This is a genomic window from Wolbachia endosymbiont (group A) of Gymnosoma rotundatum, assembly GCF_947250765.1.
Classification (GTDB): domain Bacteria; phylum Pseudomonadota; class Alphaproteobacteria; order Rickettsiales; family Anaplasmataceae; genus Wolbachia; species Wolbachia pipientis.
The window spans coordinates 240087-261738 of sequence record NZ_OX366347.1; the positions used below are offsets into that span (position 1 = coordinate 240087).

Genomic DNA, 21652 nt, shown 5'->3' on the forward strand with positions numbered 1-21652 from the left:
TATGCAGTTAAAAGTACCAACAGTTAACTCTAAGCTTAAAAAAAAGAACAACTTAGCATTACTAGAAAGCATTGATTTAGATTTTGTTCCTTATGCTTGTCATTACGATGAAGAAACCATACTCACAAAACAGGGAGAATTGTTAAAAATAATCAAGTTAGAAGATTATTCTTCTGTTGATAACTACAGCGACCTCAGAACTGAAATTAGAAAAAGCATATCAAAAAATATTAATAGCCTGTATTTTACCGTTTGGATTCATACCGTTAGAAAGCGCAATAAACTGAGCTTGAAATGGAATAAAACTGAAGACTTCTCTGACAACCTACATTCAACGTGGTTTAATAAACTAACTGATAGTAAATTACAGTATATAAATGAACTATACATTGTAATATTGTTTAGCGATTTTGGCAAGCATACTAATAATTCGTTTTTTTTCAATAGAATAAAGAATAAGCATAAGTTGTCTTTACAAGAAAGCCATCAGGAGTTGCAAAAGATAACTGACGTAATTCAAAATGATTTAGGACCTTTTGGAGCTAAAAAACTGAGTCTAAGGTTTAGTGAAGGTAAAATATATTCTGAAATGATAGAATTTCTCCACTATATTGTTACATTAACGCACAAAGATTATCCAATACATGAAAGGGACCTGTCGCAATATATTAGAAATTTTAAAATAGCTTTTGGTTTCAATACGTTTCAAACAATATTTGAAAATCAACAGAAATTTGGCTCTATTTTCAGCATAAAAGAATACCGGGAAATCTCTTTAGGTAATATAGATAGATGCTTGCAGCTTGAATCTGAATTTATCATTACAGAAATAATGATATTTACTAGTAATAACAAAGCAATAAAAGAATTTAAAAAACAAATCAACATGCTGCAAATTAGTGAGGATAATACCTTACTTAAAAGCTCAGGAATTGAAGAAATAATAGAGCTTGAAAAGACCTCTAGTATAGACTTCTGCCAACAGAAAATTATTTTTACAATATTTGCAGATGATAGGAATAAGTTAGCTGAAAGTATTAGTGATTTATCTTCTATAATGTCATTAGTTGGCTTCATGATGTTTAGAACTGATTTACATATGGAAAGTCATTTTTGGGCACAACTTCCAGGCAATTTTGCTTTTATTACGCAACCGAAAAATATCTTAACAAAATACGCTTGCAGCTTTGCTATGCTGCACGATTTTACGTCAGGTACATTAAAAGGAAGAAGGTGGAAAGAAGCGGTAATGATTTTTTTTTCAAAAAAAGGAAATCCTTACTTCTTTAATTTTCATGGAAAAAGAAATAATGGCCATACTACGATACTCGGAGCTCCAAATTCAGGCAGAACTTCACTCATTAATTTTCTATTATCAGAATCAAGAAAGTTTAACCCAAGAATTGTCATATTGGATAACACTGGAAAATCAATAATTTTTACTAAAGCAGTGAGTGGTAAATATTACATAATCGATCCAAAATATAAGGACAAAAGCCTAAAATTTAATCCACTAAACATTGAAGATAGTGCTTCCAATCGCAATATGTTGGTTGAACTGATCAGAAGAATGGTAGCCGATACGAGCTTGGTGGACGTAGAAGAAAAGATAAGAAAAATTGTGGATTCTATATTTGCTATACCCAAGGAATCACGTTCTATTTCACAAATTTCTGAGGTGCTCTTGCTCCTTGGGGGTAAGATAAGTAGATGGTGTGACGATGGTGACTTTGCTTACTTATTTCAAGATGGTGATGAATCAGATATTGACTGGGAAACAAAAATTATATCTCTCAACACCGCAAACCTTACAAAACAAAAGGAATGTATGTCCGTGATACTTTACTATTTTTTATATTCTTTTGAGGCAAAATGTGATGGCTCGCCTGCAATACTTGTTTTGGATGAAGCATGGGAGATAAGTAATATTTTTCCTACAGAGAAAGAGTTTGATAACTGGATGCAAAGAATGACGGAACTAAATGTTGTAGTAATCCTAAGTACTGAGAATTTAAATCTCGCATTTGCTAGCAAATTTACTCAATATTTAGATAAACATGTTGATACAAGAATCTTGATGCCGAACGTCAATGCAAATAGATTATACATGAAGGCATTTTCTCTATCGAAAGAGGAGCTGAATATAATTCTGCAGACGCCAACACAGGAAGGTTTATTTTTGATAAAACAGTACAAAGGATTAGTAACCTTAAATCTGGATTTGAAGGATATGCAAGAAATACATGTACTTTCAGCTAACAAAGAGACTATAAAGTATATGTATGAGGCAATAAAAGAAAAAGGAGAAGAAGTTAATGAGTGGTTACCGGTATTTTATGAGAAGTGTAAGGCTTAATTTCTTATTGATATTTTTTTTGATACTTGGTCTTTCGTATCAAGGATATGCTGATTGTCCAACATTTGTAAAAAGTAATACTTGGTGGGAAGCAATAGTTGGTGGAGATTGGGTAAAGGAAATTAAGGTGCAAGCAATAAAAGATCAAGGAGTTGATGGTTACTTTAATCCCAAAATTAGAGTATGTGCTTATGATGGACAAAGTTATTGTTATGACTTACAAAGTGGGGAATCCTGCCGCCAGATATATGGAACGCAAGGTACAGGAGCTGGAGTTTCTGCTGCAGCTTTTATCGACTGGGAAGGAGATAAAACAAAAGCTGGAGGAGAAATTGCTCAGGGTCTTAAATGGGAATGGGCAGACGGTGTTACTGATGAGGAAAAAAGAAGATTCGCTAACTCTCCTAAAATATGTGCTTGCAGTCAAAAAGGGGCTTGTATGTCAGGAATTTCTTCATGGGGTTCTAGAGTATTTTCGGGTGAGAATATTTTCCGTCCTGGGGAGATGGAAAAAGTCTGTGATACCTGCTACCAAACGGCAGTAAAATGTGCTCCTGTGCCACTTGCACCTAGCCCCCCTCCATTCTGTGAACAACTTGCGATGTCACCTCCACAAGTTAGAATTGTTCCTATAACAAATGAAGATAATGATTACTTCGATCCAAGAGTTGGGGTGATAATTAGCGGACTGGAGGAAAGAAAAGAGTTAGGTTTTCCACACGTTGTTTCAAATAATGAGAACATTCCAAATCACTCATATACTGTTACAGATAAGGATACTCACTATTACTTCAAAACCTATAGAAAAAAGGGCCAGCTCTGCGCTGAATACCATAGAACTCAAAGTATAGACAAAAAAAATCCACAGTTCGTCCGCTGTTTCCCGGCACCACCTGCTCCAGAGCCTGAGATAGTGAAGGTAGCAAATGAAAACACGCTAGAAATAAAAATGAAGATGAGCGAGAGCACTTGTACTTATAGAGCACATGGAGTCTACAGCAATGGTGTCTGTACTTTCAATGTTATCACTAATTCTACTAAGAACATCGGCCCTCTATCTTTAAAAGTAGTAAAACCAGCAATAGTAGCAAAAACGACTGACAGTAGTAACACAAAAAGTTACATTGATAATATTATAGAAGGTATATTAGAAAGTAATCCGCAACAATTTAAAGTTCTGAAAGAATATGGCTATGTTCCTGATATTGAAACGGAATGTAAAGAGTTTCAGGGGAATAAGTGCAAATTGAACAACTTAGGACAACCAGAAATAGAAGTAAAGTATAAAGGAAATTCTAACAGTAAAATGCTTTGTCTTTCTGGATGGCAGCCAGAACCAGAGGAGTTTGTTCTTGAAAGAGAAAATAAAATAATACCACTAAAATTAATGGGAACAAGATATACTAAATACAATGCTGTTTACTCCAAGGAATCAAATCAGTTCTATTATCTTCCAAGCAAGGAAATAGTTTACCCTTTGAAAGAAACTCAAGAGAGGTTGGATAAAATAATATTTAATAAGCAAGAGTATGTTTTCTTCCCTGATGAAAATGAGCAGAAGAAGGAAGAATGCAGTTATTGTGTGAAGAAAGATAGCAAAATAGACGAAAAATTAAAATCTGGTGAAGGACTGAAAGTAGTATACAAATTGACGGATGTAGAGCATAAAGAAGGATGTGAGCAAGGTGATGATGGTTGCATCTGCTTTGATGGAAAGTGTAGCCGTTCAAAACAATATTTGAATAAAAATGAAGATGATAAGCCATTCTACTTAAGGTATGAGGAAGTGGATTGTAAAGATAAGGATGGTAAAGTATTAAGAGATGAAAAAAATGAAGTACGAAAGTGTATACAATTAAAAGATCAACTGATTAAAGCAAACAGAACAGAGGTTTTTTACGCTGATAAATTGTGTAGGTTCGATTTAGAAGGTCTCAAAAAGAAATTAAAAGAGATAATCAAGGAACATCTGAAAAATAAGAAACCAGATCTTGAAAAAAATAATGAAAAATCCTATGATCATAAAAATAAAGATGTTTATACAGATGACTTATCAATAAGATTTGATCGTATTAAAATAGAAGCGTGGGGAAGTGGTGAAGCAGGTCATATACAAGGTAGTGGCTGTAACAATCAAAAATGCCATTCTACTGAAAGCAGAGTAGGGATGCCAGGAGATTATATTAAAGCTAAACTGAAAATCGATCCTAATTATCCTATAATTAAGGTGCAAGTCACAGAGGGAGGGGGTAACCAGGAAAGTAACCTCTCAGATAAGGACGGGGGACCTGTTTTCATAGAAATGTGCAATTCGCAGAAGCAACATTGCCAGCAACTGATTACTGTTGCAGGTGGAGGTGAGTATAGAACATACGGTGGTAAGGGTTATGAGGAAACAGTAATTCATAAGCAAGATTTAAAGCTAGAGGAGAAAATTGTAAAGGCAGATAAACTGAAGTCTACACAAGACAATCAAATAGCATATATAGAAAATGGTGAAATCAAGTATGAAACAGTAGAGTGTGGAAGTGGTTTGAGAAGCAGTAGATCTGGTGCAGGTGGCTGCATTAATAAAAGCAAAGGAATTTATGGTAAAGGCTCTCCAGGGTATGTGAAGATTAGACCTATTATAAAGGAATTTGACGAAGAAGAAATAAATGCTGCTATTAAAAAAGTAATAGAGGATCTATACGATCTTGAAACTATGACTGATTTTTGGGTAGGGGATCTTAACGTGAATATAAGTGGGATAATTAAAGAGGAACTCAAAAAAGAATTGTTAAGGTAAAAAGATATAACTCTGAAAATTATGCTCTCGTTTTAATAATTAATTAAAGTAAAGCATGTAGTAAATGGTGTAATTGCTGTATCTTAACAAAAAGGTATAACGAATGTAAGGAGGGTACTTTATGTCTCTAAAGAATAAAATTTCTGAGCTAATAGAACAACAATTTAGCATTAAATACCATGACAATTATTTGGCTTACACTATACATAATTGGGCTGCAAGTGAAATATCTGATTCTATTGCTCTTTGTATAACTGGCGGTGGTGATTGCAAGATCAAGTATCAAGATATTGCAAATTCATTCAACATAACAAAAGAAGAAATTGATCAAGGTAATATTGCAAGCATAGAAAGTAAAATAAAAAATGAAGCTGAAAAATCAGGTAGCGAGTTTTCTGAGTTGATTTCTAGAATGGATCAATCGCTAAAAGAGCAGAGTGAAAAGTCTATTGTACAAATTTTAGATTCATCCGCTGAGGAGATGTTAAGGAGTTTCTGTGATAGCCCTGTACAGTCTCCAGAGCCTCAAGAACCCTCTGCTTCATCTGAAGAGCATGCTACAGAAGGCCCAGAAACTAGTGTTAATTCAGATCTTTTGTCAACCTAATCAACCCCATATATATGTTTTTTTTGTACCCATGCTTTGCGTTTTGGGGTGGAAAGAAAGCACCATTCTTCGTTGCATTTTTCTATCTTCATCACAACAAATTTGTCTATTTTCATAGTAATCTTGCTGTCTACACTCTGTTTTTGATATCCATAAGTATCTTCTTTTACAATCGCGTAGCGCTTATCACTAAGAAGATTGCCTTTTATCCATCCGCAGTCTTCATCTATATCGCAGACCTTTTTCCAACTCTCAAACTCTTCTATCACTTTCAGGGGCAGATTTTTGCAAGTGTATATCCATTTTACAGGATAGTGAAACCCTGGCCCCGTTCTCATGTTGATCTTATTTGATTTGGTTGAAACAAAGTTGTTAGCAAACAAGCTATGGCTAAATAATAAAAACAATAGGATAATAGTACTGAACCAAGATCCCAGTGTCACGCACTGGGATAACGTGAGGGATAGTGTAACAGACTTATTCATCATAATTCACGATTAGATTGACATAAGATAAAGAGTAAATTAAAAATTGAATAGATCTTTAAATGCAAAATTAATGCCTATAGAAATATTAATGCCTGCTCTTTCACCGACAATGAGCAAAACTGGAGGAAAAATTGTAAAGTGGCATAAAAAAGAACAAGATAAAGTTAAAGTAGGCGACGTAATTGCTGAGATAGAGACTGATAAAGCCATAATGGAGTTTGAATCTGTAGATGAAGGAGTTTTAGCAAAAATTTTAGTAACAGAAGGAACAAGTGGCGTGCCTGTAAATCAACTGATAGCTTTAATGCTGGAAGATGGAGAAGATGAAAGTGCACTCGATAACTATGTTTCAGCTTCTGCTACCAATATTGAAGCTAAGAAAGAAGTTGAAACCAATTCCTCAGTGCCATCCAATTCCTCAATCAATCCTCCAATGTCATCCAACTCTTCAATGTCATCCCAGTGCTTGACACTGGGATCTAGAAAAGAGGAAGGAACAGAAGGTAGAACAAAAATAAGCCCATTAGCTAAGAAAATAGCTCAAAATGAAGGGGTTAATGTGCAGCAATTAAAAGGTACAGGACCATATGGTCGCATAATTAAGGCTGATGTGTTGGAGTTTTTAGGCAGTGGTATACATACTGAAAGTCCTGAGAAAGATACCATAGTTGAAGTAAGCAACATGCGCCAAGTGATAGCACAGCGCCTGACTGAATCAAAACAGAATGTTCCACATTTTTATTTAACTGTAGATTGCCAGGTTGATAAGTTAATATCGTTAAAAAACGAGATTAACTCAGCAGATGAAAACAATAAAGTAACAATTAATGATCTAATCATAAAAGCTGCAGCTTTCAGCATGAAAAAATTTCCTGATATAAATTCTTCGTGGATAGATAATAAAATACTGAGATATTCAAATATAGATATTTCAATCGCTGTGGCACTTGAAGATGGGCTAATTACTCCTATAGTAAAAAATGCTGATAAAAAGGGTATTTTATCTATATCAAAAGAAGTGAAAGATTTAGTAAGCAGAGCAAGATCTGGAAAATTGAAACCTGAAGAGTTTCAAGGAGGAGGGTTTACTATCTCCAACTTAGGGATGTTTGGTATAAAAGCCTTCAGTGCTATAATCAATCCGCCGCAATCTTGCATTATGGCAGTTGGTGCATCTAAAAAACAACCAATTGTTATGAATGAGAAAATAGAAATAGCAGAAATAATGACAGTAACGCTCTCTGTTGACCATAGAGCAGTTGATGGGGCACTCGGAGCAAAGTTTTTAAATGCCTTTAAGCATTATATAGAGAATCCTCTGGTGATGCTTATTGAAACTGCGGTAATCTATTAGCATTGTTATTACAAAATTAATACCTCTAAGTTTATACTTTTATTAGTTAATAGGTTTAGAGGTAAAAAAATGAATACTACAGTAGAAAAAAATAATCCAAAAATTTTTCCTCAAAATGAAGGAAAGATTAACTCAAAAGGCATGGTTGCCCCACCTGTTCCTCCGAAATCTTCCCAAGCTAAATTTGCTGGAATAAAAGCAATTTTTGAGCGAAATGTACCTCATTCTCAAGCAAATGATAGTAATAAAACAGTGAGTAGCAATCTTGGAAGAACATTTGGCCCAACAATGCAAAAACTCATGGAAGACAACATTCATAGCACTCCTAACAAACAACGCCGCAATTCAGGGGATAGTGGTATCAGTGATATTAGTAGCAGCACTTCTGATGATGAGGATAGAACAATAAAAGATAAAATGATGGAAAATGTTAAGCAGGATAACCATCAAAAAAGCTTTGATTTACATAAAGTACAAGCAACTGATGAATTAGAAACCGTAAAATTTCTCAAAACGCTAAGCAAGAAAGAAAGAGAAAAACTTGGTTTTTCTCCTAAACAGCAAAATAACCAAAAGGTTGAGACTAGCAAAAAAACTTATAATCCACTTGATTGGAATCCAATCTATCAAGGTAAAAAGCTCTTTAGCTTAGGCAATATGTCGAGTAATTCGTCTTCATGTAGTGAAAAAAGCAATATTTCAGATGTAAGCGATAAGTCTAATAATTCAAACATTGTTAGATGTAATATTACTAGGAGTAACAGTAAGGAAGACCTTCATAAACCTGATGCTTCACATAATGACAAATCTGCAGGTAAAAAATTATCTAATGTCAATGTAAGCGAATTAATCAGAAAGTTTGAACAAGGTAATGACATAGTAAAAGGGCGTTAATCAAATGTTACCCTATCTTTGTATATGTAAAGGTAGGGTATCTTTTCAAAATAGTATATCCTTTATAGCTTTGTTAATTTTTGACTCCCTCTCTGCAAAAGCAGTTTCTAGAGAGGTTTTAAGTTTTTCCCATTCTTCTTGACCATTTAGAACTAAAGATTTATATTCATTTTCAATTTTTTCCAATGCTCTTTGATATGAAAAACCTAATTCCTCATATATATCAATATTTATCGATTGCAGTATTACCAAAAATGAAAACAAATTCGGATCAGGTAATTCTTCTCTTGTGTGATTCAGAAGACACAGCTTTATTTTTTTTACGCAGTATTCTATTGTTTTTAACGATAGTGACAGGCTTTCTGCATAAAATATAAAACTATCTACAATCAAATTTTTTGACTTTTTCGGTAATTTAATATTTTCAAATAGTTCTTTTGTAAATTTTTCTATCGGTTGTTTTGGCAAATGTAAAGAGAGATCAGTAAAAGATTTTAGGTCAAAATTTGGTCCAAGTATTGTGCTGATTGCTCTTTGTACATTACTCTTATCTTTACTTACAGAAATAATGAAAACCAGCCCCTCCACATCAAGCATATACTTTATAGATTCCAAAAAATCGACAACGAATTTAGGACGGCACACATCAAGATTATCCACCATTATATAAATGTTTTTGTCTTTTCTGATTTTATTAACCACATCCGCTAACTGTGTTTTAAAATCTCTAGTACTCTCTTTTCTTCTTTGGAGAAGACTTAATTCACTCAAGACAAAACCTATGTCTTTTTTATCAGCCTCTTTTGCAGCATCAAGAAATACTGAAAGCATAGCAAGTGGAGATTTACTGATCAGCTTTCCTAGTGTGTTTAGAGAAAATAGCTCTTGGTTTATGTTCTTGAACTGTTGTATAACACTTCTTTTTACTTTATACGATACAAATAAATCTTCAAATAGGAAATTTAAAAAAGAAGGCAGTGGTTGGTCCAATGCATTGATATCCCATGCACTATAATAAGCTGCAATTTCATTTTGCTGTTTTAACTCTTTTACCCATTCTTTCAAAAAAAACGTCTTGCCCCATCCACTATATCCTTCCAAAGATATTATTGTAAAAGACTGATCAATTGTTTTTACTATAGTGCTGAACTTATTCGTAAATTGCTTATAGTTTAGACGGTCATTTTCCCAAGCCACCACTTTAAGTGGTGGCACTATTTTTTTCTTTTTGAATGTTATTAGCGATATAAGTTTTTTTAAGCACATGTCTTATTTTATGTTTAACTCATATTCTTGTCTTGAAGTGAGTGCTATCCTCAGCGTTCCTTCATCAAGATAGTCAATTTCTCCGCCCATTGGTATGCCGCAAGCAAGATGTGATATTTTCACATCCAAATTTTTTAGCAATTCAATTATATATTGTGCAGTAACTTGACCCTCTAATGTCGGATTAATTGCGATAATTATCTCTTCAATTTTAGACTCTGTCACTCTTTTCAGAATAGTATCAAGGTTGAGTTCTTTTGGACCTATGCCATTTATCGCAGACAATCTGCCACCCAAAACATGGTATAAACCTGAATATATATTTCCTTTTTCAAACGCCCATAGATCACCCAATTCTTCTACTACACACAGTAACTTAGTGTCACGTTTTGGGTTAGTACAAATAGAACAAGGTGACTTAGTATCTAGATTTCCGCAAACTTCACACTCTATTATAAGATCTGCTAGCTCTTTAATCAAAGATGCAAGTGGTAGCATAACTTTTTCTTTGTTTTGGAGTAAATGTATAACTAACCTGCGTGATGATGATGGCCCTAAACTTGGCAATTTAGAGAAAGCATGAACTAGATTCTTTATGTTAACGTTCATTCAATAAATTCAGAATAGGCAGTCAAATGGTAACATCAAACCCTTTGTAAAGAAAGTGGTAAGTTTCTCTTAATCCCACTTTGATTAGCTATAGAAAAAATTTTTTACTTTAACGAAAAAAATTACTTCCGCATACTTAAAGCCTGATTATAATAAACTTCTTGCATAACCCAAACTAAGTAGAAAAAGGTATCATCCGATCAGCTGACACTGGTTCCTTTATGACGGCAGTACCTTCTCCTGTCATCCGAGTAGCCGACTACTTGGATCCAGGAAATTTAACTCTACCAAGTAAATGTACAATAAGAACTAGATTCCAGACTGGAATGACAGCAGTCCTACGTCATACCGCGATTCATTCGCGGTATCTCTAGATCCCGCTAACAAGTAGCGGGATGACGGTTGTCAGGCTAGCTGTCATCCCAGTGCCCAGACACTGGGATGACAAAAAAAGGAGCACTGGAATGACAGCAATCTACGTCATACCGCGATTCATTCGCGGTATCTCAGCCGCTAACAAGCAGCGGGATGACGGTTGTCGTTTAGCCATAAACATTAAGAAATTTACCAAATGAAAAAAAAGGCAAAAGAAGCCCTGGGGTTATTATCCGCTTTAAAATATTGGCGTTTTTTATGTTTTAAACGCTTGACAAGCGAGATTCAGCCGCTTTTAATTGCAACTAACTTGCGCTGCAAATGTTTAAGAAATTTACTAAGCAGAAAAAAAGACAAAGAATCCCCGAGTTAGCTAGTCTTTTACTATCTCTGTCGAGTATTGGCATTTTTTGATGTCTTGTAACGCTTTATAAGCGCGTTCAGCTTATTTAGATAAAAACCTAGATGTAGATGAAGTTTTGTAAAGACATACAGTATCTATATACTGCAAAAAATTGAACATAAGACGCCGATACATTAAGTAATCCTTACCTTTTAATCTGCAGATTGGCGAAAGCAAATACAATAGCTTCAGTTTCATGATAAGGGAGCTGGCGAGGTTTGTCAAGGAAGTTTTTTCGTTTCTATGTTGTCAGCTACTTGGATGACGCCAATCTGAGTTGACTACACCAACTCACATTCAGCAAAAAAGAAAGCTATCTCCTTACGAGCATTTTCTAGACTATCTGAGCCGTGAACTCTATTTTCACTAATATCATCAGCAAAATCACCCCTGATTGTGCCTTTATCTGCCTGCTTTGGATTGGTAGCTCCCATGATTTGTCTGTATTTACTTACTGCATTTTCACCAACTAAAACTTGAACTATCACAGGACCAGAAGTCATAAATTCCACTAACTCCCCAAAAAAAGGTCTATCTTTATGAATTTCATAAAATAGCTCTGCTTGTTTTTTTGTCAGTAACATCATTTTTTGTGCTATAATCTTCAGCCCAGAGCTTTCAATATATGAATTTATCTTGCCTGTAATATCATTTTTTACTGCATCAGGTTTTAAAATTGAAAGTGTCTTCTCAATTGCCATATTATTTCCCTATATAAGATTGTATATTTATAGCACCGAACAGAAAAATCTGTCAAACCAGGAAGAAACTCTCCAATTTAAGTTTTAGTAGTTTTTAAGTACAATTGTACAGGAGGTGCTTTTGCAGTTATAACCGAATGTTTCACTGGTGCCATAAGTGCCCGTTTTATAGCATGGTTTTGGGAGGAACGTTCGAACCATTGATGGAGCCATATTTTATGACTACCTCGTTTAGGAGATTGTATAATCTTAACCATTCCCAAGCTGAAGCGCTTCGTTATTATAAATTATAGGAGCTACCATGAAAAAAGCAAAAAGTAAATTAGAGATAATGAATCCTAACGCAGCAGGAATAGATATCGGTTCATCTGTGCATTATGTATGTATACCTGAAGAAAGAGATGAACAACGTGTACAAAAGTTTAGCTGCTTCACAGAAGATCTTCACAATATAGCAAAGTGGTTAAAGAAGTGTAAAGTTACTACAGTAGCTATGGAGTCAACAGGAGTATATTGGATTCCTTTGTTCCAAGTACTTGAATCGTATGGATTCGAAGTAAAACTGGCAAATGCAAGGCATGTAAAAAATGTACCTGGGAGAAAATCAGACGTCCAGGATTGCCAATGGCTACAACAACTACACAGTTATGGGTTAATCCAAGGATCGTTTAGGCCAGATGATCAAATGTGCATATTGCGTAGTTATGTTCGGCAACGTAAAAATCTTACAGAAAGTGCGACTACACACATTAATAGGATGCAAAAGGCGTTAGTACAAATGAATATTCAGTTACATAAAGTAATAAGCCATATAACAGGTGTCACTGGAATGCAAATTATTAAGGCTATAATCGAAGGTGAAAGAAATCCTAATAAATTAGCTGAATTAAGGGATGTGCGAATAAAGAGTGATAAATCGGCTATTGCCAAAGCACTAACAGGTGACTACAGAGAGGAACATTTATTTGCATTACAGCAGGAATTTGAACTATACAATGTTTATCAGGAAAAAATAGCAGAGTGTGACAAAAATATTGAAAACCACTATAAGACATTTGAAGCAAAATCTGACGAGAGTAGAGAGTTAAGCAAGGAAAGAAGTAAGTATCGAAAAGATAAGCTAAACTTTGCCTTGCGTGAAGAATTGTATCGAGTAACCGGTATAGATTTTACTAAAATTCCTGGATTTGATGTACTAACTGTACAAGCTATTATTTCGGAAGTTGGTATTAACTACAGTAAATGGCAATCAGAAAAGCATTTTACTTCATGGTTGGGGCTAAGTCCTGCTAATAAGATTACAGGGGAAAAAGTATTTAGGACAAGAACTCGTGAGGTTATCAATCGTGCTGCGAATGCATTTCGAATGGCTGCTTATGCCGTGGGAAAAAGTAAGAGTGCATTGGGTGCATATTATAGAAGATTAAAAAAGCAACTGGGATCCCCAAAAGCAATTACTGCTACAGCAAGGAAATTAGCGTGTATCTTCTATCAAATGTTGAGATACGGACAAGAGTATGTGGAAAAAGGAATGAACTATTACGAAACACGTTACAAAGAGAGAGTCGTGAAAAATTTGATCAAAAAGGCACGGGTTTTTGGTTATATCTTGGTGCAACAGGAAGAGCTAATTGAGGGAGTTTCTTAGGAGATTCATTCTATTGCAAATTTTTGTTTCATCAAAGAGGTTTTTTATTTATAGTCAAGGGTAAACCATCAAGGAGGTATTATATGGGTTGTCCTAAAAAAACTGAGCCTATCACTGAAAAACAAGCTGAATCTACTGCTAAAAAATTGGTCAATAACTTGAAGTCATCAATTTTTTGTGGAACAAAAGGATTTTTGACTTTTAATTTGGCATTTTTAAGCTATTTGGAATATAGCTCACATCATAATACAGAATTAAAAAAAGGTGCTGCCTTTGCAATGAAAAGGAATACTATTCCGTTTCTTGAAATGGCTGTCATAGTACCGCTTGTTTGCCTTACATTCACTGGTCTTCTACAATGTGCACTCGTATGCGCTGCTTTAATGATTGCCACATGTTTTATTGTCAGAACTTTTAATCTACGTGAAAAATTATTAGAAAAACAAACAGGTTGCCCAAAAGAAACAGTGAATAAGGAATTTAAGAAAGATACTATAAAATTTCCTATTTTTAATCGAAATAGAAAACACATCGAGTATAATTCACCCAACTCAGGGCGACCACTGGATGAAACAAGTAGCACCTCTCTTTTCGTTAAAGTTTTATTTTTCCCTCTAAAGGTTCTTTTGAAGGTCCTGCAAAGTTGTATCATGCTATCTTTAGCTGCTATTGAACTTCTTGAAGTAGCGCCAAGTCTTTTTGTTGATACATTTTTCGATTGGAGCTTCACATCCACCAAGAGTAACCTGCAGAGATCAGTTCATTTATTGTATGCTAGTGTGAGAAATTTAGTGCCTATATCTATACTTGATGAATATGTAGATGAACTTATAGGCACCCCAAAAGTAACTTGTTGTAAGTAGTGTGTAGGTGAAAAAGGCAGTTATCTTATTTAACCTTGGCGGACCTAATTCATTGAATGCGGTTCGTCCTTTTTTATTCAATCTTTTTTATGACAGGAGAATAATCAATTTACTGAATCCCTTTCGGTTTCTTTTAGCAAAGTTTATATCTGCAAAACGAGAAAATACTGCACGAGAAATATATGAGCAAATCGGAGGCAAATCGCCGATTTTGGATAATACGAAAGCACAAGTTAGTGCTTTAGAACTAAAATTAAATGAAGATAGAAACCATGTATATAAGGTATTCATCTGCATGCGCTACTGGCACCCTTTTGCCGACGAAGTTGTTAAAAGTGTAAAACAATTTGATCCTGACGAAGTAATTCTGTTGCCACTGTATCCACAATATTCAACTACCACAACTCTGTCATCCATCGAGAATTGGCAAAAAAATGCTAAACGGTATGGCCTAAAATGCAATACAAAAATGATTCACCGTTATTATGATAACCAAGATTTTATTGAAGCTCACGCTAATCTGATAGCTAAGTACTATAAATTGGCTAGCAAAATCGGTAAACCAAGAGTCCTATTTTCAGCCCATAGCTTACCTCTTAGTATCATTAAAAAGGGCGACCCTTACGCTTCACAGGTAGAAAGAAGCGTAGAGTTAATAGTAGAAAAGTTAGCTATCAATAACTTAGATTGGTCAATATGTTATCAGAGTAAGATTGGTCCTGTAAAATGGCTAGAGCCAAGCACTGAAAGTGAGCTATTACGCGCAAAAGCTGATGGTGTACCTGTAGTTCTATCACCTATATCTTTTGTTTCTGAGCATTCAGAAACTCTAGTTGAACTTGATATAGAATATAAAGCAATTATCAAGGATGGATATTACTTTCGCGTGCCAACTCTCAGTACTGATTCTTTGTTTATAAAATGCTTAGCCGATTTGTGCATAAATCTCCCTTAAAGTCCTGATTTATAGAGCTTTTCTTTTAGGATTTTATGTGATAGAATAATAGGGAGTTATTAACTATTTCATGCTAAAAAAGGAATCCAACACGCCCGCACAAAAGGTGCATGATATTTATAATCATGATTTCAGGAAGGTAATCTGCATCACAACAGGTTTAACAGCCCTATTGTGTAAGATTTCACTGCAATTTTGCTGTGAGTTTATTGACAATAACAGATCCAATATCTCCTTTATAAAGAATGTTGCCCGATGGGTGAAATTTCCGACATCTACCCTATACATTGTCCATTCTGCATTTATCTTACGGGATTTGGTAAAAGATTATAAAGACCCTAAAGGTAAAAAAGAATTAGCAAAAATTTTGGGTAAATCGGCTAGTCTTACAAATAGCACCATAGAAGCGTTGATGATGCTGAAAGTCATACATTTTTTGGCTAGAGGTAATGCAGATGTAATAAGTTATGTTAGCTTAACATCAACGATCCTATTTCTGTTTATTTCGGAACCTATAAGTTACTATTATTCATGGAGAAAATACCTAGATAATAAGGATCCTGAAAAGTCTGCTGAGTGTAAGAAGGACCTCATTATCAGCACATTAACTTTGTCGTTAGGTTTATTAAACTTCATATTAAGAAGGATAGAGACTCCAACTATACCAATAAACTTAGGTAATGGTATAATCTATAATTTCAACTTAAGCGTAACAGTCAGCATAATATATAGTGCAGTATTCTTGGTAGTTCAGTTTGATAAACTGTTTAATCAACCTATCAATGATGATCCTTCCACTGAACTTGATGGCGCTAATCATATTAGGCACGATTATGATGGTAATGGTCTCCCCAATGGCGACGTTGTGGGAATGTAAGGGTTAGAGGTGAAAAGACCTTATTTCTACCGCTAATGCTAACACTGCTAATTTACTAACTATATTCCAAAGTGCTAGAGGTTTCTCTTCCACTATTTTGCTAACGTCATAAAATTCGCAGTCAATGGAGTTTAAGCTGGAATATACATCTTTCCTGCTATTACATCGGTATAAGTAACATGTTGGAGTATCTCCTATATAGTATATTAGCGGTTCTGCAGAACTGCTTTTAAATACGTCAATGGTTGGTACACCTTCTTGTATAATAACACTATCGATTGCTATTCCTTCTTTTATCTTTTTCATTTTATGACGCTTTTTTTTATTGAGGTTTAATATTTCCTCTCCACTTGTTGCTGTTATAATGCCCATCCCATATGTGCCATTGCTTGCTTTGATAAAAACGTAAGGTTGTGTTTTTATTTCATATTCCTCATATTTTTTTTGCACTAGAGATAATATTTGGTCAACTTTAGTTGCTACTGCTCCTAGTGATGAATCATCATCAAAATCAACTCCATCACAGCTCTCTGTAAGCACAGAAATTAGCCATGGGTCCATTTTAAATTCGCTACAAAACTCGGACGCTAATTCTTGATAGATTTCAAAATACTTAAATTTCTGCCTGCTATGCCAACCGTATAGTGGGCTTGGTACTATATCTTGCTTTACGTCTTTTAGCGTGTCTGGAATGTGGTTCGTCATATCACGGTTCAGTATAATAACATCAGGCACAAATCCTGAAGTTGTCTTTAATAGAGAGGTTTCCTTCACAATAGCTTCATACGGTTCTATTAAATTGTACGTTTCATTATGAAAGAGGCCAATCTTAGTTTCAAAACCAGCCAGTTGCAGTATTTTCTCTATAGCAAATACGTTTTCTATATACATTTTATTTCGTGTATAATTTTCCGGTATTATAAGAACCTTTTTGTATTGATGTCTTTTAAAGTAGCTTTCTATCAATCTTGCTGCCATCGTTCTTGATTCTTCACTTAAGTTATTGAACCCCGCAGGAAATAAATTAGCGTCCACTGGGGCAATTTTGTAGCTGGAGTTTCTAAGATCTATAGAGCTATAAAATGGCAATGTAAGGCCGTTAAATTTTGCCTCAAACCAATTATTTATACTTTTTTCCAAATCTGGGTGAATTATGTTTTGCATCTACACTTTAAATGTTATAAGGAAGGTATTATATTATAAGCTATAATTAAACATATTTAGCAAATTTGACTAAAGATTAAAGTATAATGGGATTCTTATTTAAAGTGATAGAAAAATGATTCAACACGACAACAGTAAAATGTATGGCACTACTATACTGTCAATTAGAAAAGATAAAAGTGTAGTAGTAATAGGTGACGGACAAGTTTCACTGGGCCACACTGTTATAAAATCCGGAGCAAAAAAAGTTAGGCGTCTTTCTGGTGATTCTGTAATTGCTGGGTTTGCTGGAGCAACAGCTGATGCATTTACTCTCTTTGAAAGACTAGAATCTAAACTTGATAAGCACCCAGGGCAATTAATGAGAGCATGTGTTGAACTTGCAAAAGACTGGAGAATGGATAAATATCTGAGGAAATTAGAGGCTATGATGATCGTTGCAGATAAATCTATTTCATTAGTAATTACGGGAACAGGTGATGTTCTTGAACCTGAAGATGGAATCGCCGCTATTGGCTCTGGGGGAAATTTTGCTCTATCTGCAGCAAGAGCTTTAATTGATATTAAAGGAATATCAATAGAGGAAATTGCGAAAAAGGCTATGAAGGTAGCTGCCGATATATGTGTTTATACAAATCATAATGTAGTTATTGAAAAGATAGAGGAGTGATATGTCTTCCAAGCAAAAAACTTTATGCACCAATTTTTCCAATCAGCCCATAACCCTTTCAGAAGGGCGGTCTTGTAGTAGTGACACCTACGATGAAAAAGATAACCTCTATAAAGATACTAAGAGTGGTTTTGATTCAAATGACAGCGATGTTCAAGTTAATGACAGCACTCAAGTTTTGTTAGATGACCTGCCACCACAGAAGATAGTTAAAGAATTGGACAGATTCATAATCGGACAGGATGATGCAAAGCGTGCTGTTGCTATTGCGCTCAGAAATCGTTGGCGTCGCAATCAGGTTCCATTTCCATTGCGTGATGAAATCATACCTAAGAATATATTGATGATCGGTCATACAGGGGTTGGTAAAACTGAAATAGCTCGTCGCTTAGCAAAACTTGCCGGTGCACCGTTCATAAAAATTGAGGCAACGAAGTTTACTGAAATAGGGTACGTTGGACGTGACGTTGATTCGATAATACGCGATTTAGTTGATGCAGCAATAGTTTTAGTTAAAGAGAAAGCCCGTAAAGCCTTAGCTAAAAAGGCTTTAATTTTAGCTGAGAAAACAATAGTAAACTCTATGGTAGGCGAAAATGCAACCGAAGAGAGTAAAAAAATTTTTAGAGAAAGGTTGAGGAATAAAGAGTTTGAGGACGGAGAAGTTTCTATTAACGTCAGAGAGAGCAAGAGTATGTTACCTACTTTCGATATACCAGGTATGCCAGGTGGGCAAGTTGGTGTGATGAATGTAACAGAAATAATGGGCAAGATGTTTAACGGGAGCAAAAAAACAAAAACTATTACGGTGAAGGTAAAAGAAGCGCGTGAAATATTAATTAATGAAGAAAGTGAAGGGCTAATGGATGAAGATAAGATAATCAAAGAAGCTATTGATCTTGTTAGTAATGACGGTATAGTATTTTTGGATGAAATAGACAAAATTGCAGCGCGTACAGAAGTAAAAGGTGAAGTAAACAGAGAAGGAGTGCAACGCGATCTGTTACCATTACTTGAAGGAACAACTGTTACAACTAAGTATGGCCATGTAAAAACAGACTATATATTATTTATTGCATCTGGTGCTTTTCATCAGTCTAAACCATCTGACCTCTTACCGGAATTGCAGGGCAGATTACCGATCAGGGTAGAACTTAAGGCACTTACTCAAGAAGATTTAATAAGAATATTAAAGGAACCAGAATCTAGTTTGTTAAAGCAGTACATAGCTTTAATGAAAACAGAAAATGTGACACTTGAGTTCACTGATGATGGTATAAAAACCATAGCTGAAATAGCGTTTACAGTTAATAGGCAAGTGGAAAATATAGGTGCAAGAAGGCTTCACACTGTTATGGAGAAGCTTTTAGATGAGATAAGTTTCATTGCTTCTGAGAAAAATAGCGAAAAATTCATTATAGACAGCAAGTATGTAAAAGATAAACTTGAGTCAATTTCGAAGCAGCTTGATTTATCTAAGTTTATACTTTAGGAAAAACGAAAAGCCTACTTTAAGTAGTATAGAAAGTGTTCAGAAGGTCAGCCAGTAGACCTAAAATTTCAGCTATATTCTTTAGGCTGTTTTTCAACAGTAGAATGGTGTGCTGCGACCTCTTGCTTAACATCTAAGCTTAAGTCAATTATTGAGATATTTTCTTCATCATAATCTATGTCTTTTATTAACATATCGTCAGTAATAGTCAAAAGGTCAGGCGGAGAAAGAATAGTTCTTTTATTACCAGCTCTCATTCCCACAACTCCAAGCTCTATAGCAAGTGGTATTTTTTTATCGCCAACCCTAAATTGCACTGTTTGATCTTTGGCTATATATTCTCCATTATGCTCCTTTACGCTATATTTAACCGATATCTCATCACCGCACCTTACTTGTTTTCCAGTCTTGTTAATTAAGTCATTAAAAACCATCAGATTATTTACTGAGTCGGGATATTTATCCTTTATTTCGATCAGTTTGACGTAATAAGAATTAAAATTCATTTTGTTATCATTGGCAATAGTAACTACACGCTCTCCGCCTTCTTTCATACCTATTACCCCTAAACTCACTTCTTTTAGGTTATCTTGACCTATTTTCAAAGTAACATCAGAAACTTTGCTAGGGAGTGTTGCTAAGTTATTATTAGAAATTTTATATATTTGCAATAGGACTTCCAGGCCACAAAAAGCCTTGCTGCCACTGCCTTCAGTAATTTCATAAAAATTTATTGAATCTTCTTCTTTTTGCTGCGTCATTTCTTCTAAATATTCTGTCAGCCCATGCTTTTCAATATAGCGGTCAAGTGCTGATTCAAGTATTGGCTTCACTAGGTAATATGCTATCGTCTGTATCAAACCACCATGCGTGGCATTTATCTCATAAAGCTTGTCCTTTTTTTCCGGTTTACCTTTGTTTATATAGACAATAGTAAACACAAAAGTAGAAGTTAAAGTGAGAATCGTTACTACGGAAATAAGCATTTGTAATATAATTTTTCTAACCATCTTTCTTTACTTGATTCAATAAATCATATAAATAATTAGTATCCCCTGAAAGCGCACTCAAATTATCCAAGCCTTGTTTAAAGAGGCCGTCTATATAGTCCTCTACTTCACTTTTACCAAGCACAGACATTAGGTTATTTGTTTTATCTTGTTCGTAGTCTTCAATATCATCCTTAGCTTGAAAGATAAGCCCTAGATTTATTCCATAGTTATATAACGCTTTACGTTGCTTGTCTGTAGCATCCCCTATTATAGCACCTATTTCACATGAAGCTGCAAATAGTTTTGCGGTTTTCATCAAATGAATTTCTTTTATTTTATCAGCTTGGCCCGACGTCATTCCAGCGTCATACATACAGCCGTACGAATGTTGTAGTTTTAAGGTAGAAAGGGTGTCATGCAAGTAGCTGACACTGGAATCCATTTCATGTTCAGCTCCACTATCGCATGGCTTTTTGCACGAAATGCTTGTAGGCAAAGCCTTCTGGATCCCAGTGTCCGCTACTTGAATGACAGAGGGTTGGGGGCTAAAATCTATATGCTCACTGTTAATATCTAAAGCCTGTCCTCCCACCATTCCCCTAATTCCTATTGCCTGAGAAAGAACTTTTATGATCTCACAGCGTTTCTCATTTAACGAAGATAATACCTCAAAAGCCAGAGTAAGTAGTGCATCTCCGGCAAGCACTGCTGTTGCTTCATCAAATTTTTTATGGCAGCTTAGCTGGCTTCTGCGAGTATCACTGTTGTCCATGCACGGTAAATCATCGTGAATTAGAGAGTAAGCATGAACAAATTCAATTGCTGCAGCAACTGATATTACTTTTTTAGCTTCCGCGTTAAACACTCGCGATGAAGCTACGACTAAAAAGGAGCGTATATGTTTTGCAGGAGCAAGGAGTATATAACGCATAGCTGATATAAGCTTATTCTCGCTATTTTCGGGTAAGAGTTTATTTACTTCTACAATAAGCAAATTTTTTGTTGTTTCGTCTAGCATTTTTGAATTGTTAATTGTTTAGCACGTAACGCTAGCCAGCTAGGGCAGTAGAAAACTTTACTGTAGTTTACCAGTTATAAAAGATATTGCAAACATAAAAATTTTTTATAACATCAAAGAATAGGTTATTTT

At 35.0% G+C, this 21652-nt stretch carries 20 protein-coding genes; 13 read left to right on the forward strand and 7 right to left on the reverse strand.

Translation table 11 applies throughout. The features are described from left to right. Window position 1: 1 nt before the first annotated feature. The 3 genes from OOK97_RS01210 to OOK97_RS01220 all read left to right on the forward strand — a co-directional run bounded on the left by OOK97_RS01210 (window position 2) and on the right by OOK97_RS01220 (window position 5751). A complete protein-coding gene (locus OOK97_RS01210; RefSeq protein ID WP_006280308.1) occupies window positions 2–2356 on the forward strand; it encodes a VirB4 family type IV secretion/conjugal transfer ATPase in 2355 nt (784 codons plus the stop codon). Then, complete coding sequence (locus OOK97_RS01215; RefSeq protein ID WP_264705430.1) at window positions 2337–5144, forward strand: hypothetical protein; 2808 nt, start codon at window positions 2337–2339, stop codon at window positions 5142–5144. The genes OOK97_RS01210 and OOK97_RS01215 overlap by 20 nt, the downstream gene beginning before the upstream one ends. A 121-nt stretch (window positions 5145–5265) precedes the next feature. After that, window positions 5266–5751 carry a WBM0748 family T4SS-associated protein gene (locus tag OOK97_RS01220; RefSeq protein ID WP_264705431.1) on the forward strand — a complete coding sequence of 162 codons (486 nt, stop codon included), beginning with the start codon at window positions 5266–5268 and terminating at the stop codon, window positions 5749–5751. Here OOK97_RS01220 and OOK97_RS01225 read toward each other — a convergent pair. Next, entirely contained in the window at window positions 5748–6239 is a 492-nt protein-coding gene (locus tag OOK97_RS01225; RefSeq protein ID WP_007551030.1) for an SH3 domain-containing protein, read from the reverse strand. The two genes, OOK97_RS01220 and OOK97_RS01225, sit on opposite strands and share 4 nt — an antisense overlap. Before the next feature lie 70 nt (window positions 6240–6309). Between OOK97_RS01225 and OOK97_RS01230 the strand changes: the two genes are divergently transcribed. Together OOK97_RS01230 and OOK97_RS01235 are read left to right on the forward strand one after the other, a co-directional pair. Beyond that, window positions 6310–7593, forward strand: a complete 1284-nt coding sequence (locus OOK97_RS01230; protein ID WP_264705690.1) for a pyruvate dehydrogenase complex dihydrolipoamide acetyltransferase — start codon at window positions 6310–6312, stop codon at window positions 7591–7593. A gap of 69 nt (window positions 7594–7662) precedes the next feature. After that, window positions 7663–8487, forward strand: a complete 825-nt coding sequence (locus OOK97_RS01235; protein ID WP_264705433.1) for a hypothetical protein — start codon at window positions 7663–7665, stop codon at window positions 8485–8487. A gap of 45 nt (window positions 8488–8532) precedes the next feature. On the opposite strand, the gene OOK97_RS01240 is transcribed toward OOK97_RS01235, so the two are convergent. Both OOK97_RS01240 and recR read right to left on the reverse strand, forming a co-directional pair. Next, a complete protein-coding gene (locus tag OOK97_RS01240; protein ID WP_264705434.1) occupies window positions 8533–9753 on the reverse strand; it encodes a KAP family P-loop NTPase fold protein in 1221 nt (406 codons plus the stop codon). Between the two features lie 3 nt (window positions 9754–9756). Next, window positions 9757–10362: a recombination mediator RecR gene (gene recR / locus OOK97_RS01245; protein WP_264705435.1), complete on the reverse strand. Its 606-nt coding sequence runs from the start codon at window positions 10360–10362 to the stop codon at window positions 9757–9759. 221 nt (window positions 10363–10583) lie between these two features. Between recR and OOK97_RS01250 the strand changes: the two genes are divergently transcribed. Together OOK97_RS01250 and OOK97_RS01255 are read left to right on the forward strand one after the other, a co-directional pair. Further along, entirely contained in the window at window positions 10584–10736 is a 153-nt protein-coding gene (locus OOK97_RS01250) for a hypothetical protein (RefSeq protein ID WP_156517965.1), read from the forward strand. A 21-nt stretch (window positions 10737–10757) separates the two neighbouring features. Then, window positions 10758–10937, forward strand: coding sequence for a hypothetical protein (locus OOK97_RS01255; protein WP_264705436.1), 180 nt, complete (start codon window positions 10758–10760; stop codon window positions 10935–10937). Between the two features lie 484 nt (window positions 10938–11421). Here OOK97_RS01255 and ndk read toward each other — a convergent pair whose 3' ends face one another. Beyond that, complete coding sequence (gene ndk / locus OOK97_RS01260; protein WP_264705437.1) at window positions 11422–11841, reverse strand: nucleoside-diphosphate kinase; 420 nt, start codon at window positions 11839–11841, stop codon at window positions 11422–11424. 301 nt (window positions 11842–12142) lie between these two features. Here ndk and OOK97_RS01265 point away from each other — a divergent pair, with 301 nt between their 5' ends. From OOK97_RS01265 to OOK97_RS01280, 4 genes are all read left to right on the forward strand, one after another. Next, window positions 12143–13489 carry an IS110 family RNA-guided transposase gene (locus OOK97_RS01265; protein ID WP_264705004.1) on the forward strand — a complete coding sequence of 449 codons (1347 nt, stop codon included), beginning with the start codon at window positions 12143–12145 and terminating at the stop codon, window positions 13487–13489. Window positions 13490–13572: 83 nt separating this feature from the next. Further along, the gene (locus OOK97_RS01270) at window positions 13573–14352 is read left to right on the forward strand and encodes a hypothetical protein (protein ID WP_264705438.1); all 780 of its coding nucleotides are present in this window, start codon (window positions 13573–13575) and stop codon (window positions 14350–14352) included. Window positions 14353–14359: 7 nt separating this feature from the next. Then, window positions 14360–15307 (forward strand): ferrochelatase, encoded by a 948-nt coding sequence (gene hemH / locus OOK97_RS01275; protein WP_264705439.1) that lies wholly within the window; start codon window positions 14360–14362, stop codon window positions 15305–15307. Between the two features lie 70 nt (window positions 15308–15377). Further along, window positions 15378–16184, forward strand: coding sequence for a hypothetical protein (locus tag OOK97_RS01280; RefSeq protein ID WP_264705440.1), 807 nt, complete (start codon window positions 15378–15380; stop codon window positions 16182–16184). Window positions 16185–16187: 3 nt separating this feature from the next. On the opposite strand, the gene gshA is transcribed toward OOK97_RS01280, so the two are convergent. After that, complete coding sequence (gene gshA / locus OOK97_RS01285) at window positions 16188–17348, reverse strand: glutamate--cysteine ligase (RefSeq protein ID WP_264705441.1); 1161 nt, start codon at window positions 17346–17348, stop codon at window positions 16188–16190. Window positions 17349–17463: 115 nt separating this feature from the next. Between gshA and hslV the strand changes: the two genes are divergently transcribed. Together hslV and hslU are read left to right on the forward strand one after the other, a co-directional pair. Next, window positions 17464–18018, forward strand: coding sequence for an ATP-dependent protease subunit HslV (gene hslV, locus OOK97_RS01290; RefSeq protein WP_182321246.1), 555 nt, complete (start codon window positions 17464–17466; stop codon window positions 18016–18018). 1 nt (window position 18019) lies between these two features. Further along, the gene (gene hslU, locus OOK97_RS01295) at window positions 18020–19510 is read left to right on the forward strand and encodes an ATP-dependent protease ATPase subunit HslU (RefSeq protein ID WP_264705442.1); all 1491 of its coding nucleotides are present in this window, start codon (window positions 18020–18022) and stop codon (window positions 19508–19510) included. Between the two features lie 68 nt (window positions 19511–19578). Here the strand turns inward: hslU and OOK97_RS01300 are convergent, their stop codons facing one another. Together OOK97_RS01300 and OOK97_RS07505 are read right to left on the reverse strand one after the other, a co-directional pair. Beyond that, entirely contained in the window at window positions 19579–20520 is a 942-nt protein-coding gene (locus tag OOK97_RS01300) for an FKBP-type peptidyl-prolyl cis-trans isomerase (RefSeq protein ID WP_253303555.1), read from the reverse strand. Next, window positions 20513–21520 carry a polyprenyl synthetase family protein gene (locus OOK97_RS07505; RefSeq protein ID WP_264705443.1) on the reverse strand — a complete coding sequence of 336 codons (1008 nt, stop codon included), beginning with the start codon at window positions 21518–21520 and terminating at the stop codon, window positions 20513–20515. Before OOK97_RS07505 ends, OOK97_RS01300 begins: the two co-directional genes overlap by 8 nt. Window positions 21521–21652: the final 132 nt, after the last annotated feature.

Bases quoted from the DNA above. Each gene is read 5' to 3' on its own strand.
- OOK97_RS01230 (WP_264705690.1), top strand. From the start codon at position 6,310: ATGCCTATAGAAATATTAATGCCTGCTCTTTCACCGACAATGAGCAAA.
- OOK97_RS01235 (WP_264705433.1), top strand. From the start codon at position 7,663: ATGAATACTACAGTAGAAAAAAATAATCCAAAAATTTTTCCTCAAAAT.
- OOK97_RS01280 (WP_264705440.1), top strand. From the start codon at position 15,378: ATGCTAAAAAAGGAATCCAACACGCCCGCACAAAAGGTGCATGATATT.
- hslV (WP_182321246.1), top strand. From the start codon at position 17,464: ATGATTCAACACGACAACAGTAAAATGTATGGCACTACTATACTGTCA.
- OOK97_RS01215 (WP_264705430.1), top strand. From the start codon at position 2,337: ATGAGAAGTGTAAGGCTTAATTTCTTATTGATATTTTTTTTGATACTT.
- OOK97_RS01240 (WP_264705434.1), bottom strand. From the start codon at position 9,753: ATGTGCTTAAAAAAACTTATATCGCTAATAACATTCAAAAAGAAAAAA.
- OOK97_RS01220 (WP_264705431.1), top strand. From the start codon at position 5,266: ATGTCTCTAAAGAATAAAATTTCTGAGCTAATAGAACAACAATTTAGC.
- OOK97_RS01250 (WP_156517965.1), top strand. From the start codon at position 10,584: ATGACGGCAGTACCTTCTCCTGTCATCCGAGTAGCCGACTACTTGGAT.
- OOK97_RS01255 (WP_264705436.1), top strand. From the start codon at position 10,758: ATGACGGTTGTCAGGCTAGCTGTCATCCCAGTGCCCAGACACTGGGAT.
- OOK97_RS01210 (WP_006280308.1), top strand. From the start codon at position 2: ATGCAGTTAAAAGTACCAACAGTTAACTCTAAGCTTAAAAAAAAGAAC.
- ndk (WP_264705437.1), bottom strand. From the start codon at position 11,841: ATGGCAATTGAGAAGACACTTTCAATTTTAAAACCTGATGCAGTAAAA.
- OOK97_RS01270 (WP_264705438.1), top strand. From the start codon at position 13,573: ATGGGTTGTCCTAAAAAAACTGAGCCTATCACTGAAAAACAAGCTGAA.
- OOK97_RS01225 (WP_007551030.1), bottom strand. From the start codon at position 6,239: ATGATGAATAAGTCTGTTACACTATCCCTCACGTTATCCCAGTGCGTG.
- OOK97_RS01300 (WP_253303555.1), bottom strand. From the start codon at position 20,520: ATGGTTAGAAAAATTATATTACAAATGCTTATTTCCGTAGTAACGATT.
- OOK97_RS01265 (WP_264705004.1), top strand. From the start codon at position 12,143: ATGAAAAAAGCAAAAAGTAAATTAGAGATAATGAATCCTAACGCAGCA.
- hslU (WP_264705442.1), top strand. From the start codon at position 18,020: ATGTCTTCCAAGCAAAAAACTTTATGCACCAATTTTTCCAATCAGCCC.
- recR (WP_264705435.1), bottom strand. From the start codon at position 10,362: ATGAACGTTAACATAAAGAATCTAGTTCATGCTTTCTCTAAATTGCCA.
- OOK97_RS07505 (WP_264705443.1), bottom strand. From the start codon at position 21,520: ATGCTAGACGAAACAACAAAAAATTTGCTTATTGTAGAAGTAAATAAA.
- gshA (WP_264705441.1), bottom strand. From the start codon at position 17,348: ATGCAAAACATAATTCACCCAGATTTGGAAAAAAGTATAAATAATTGG.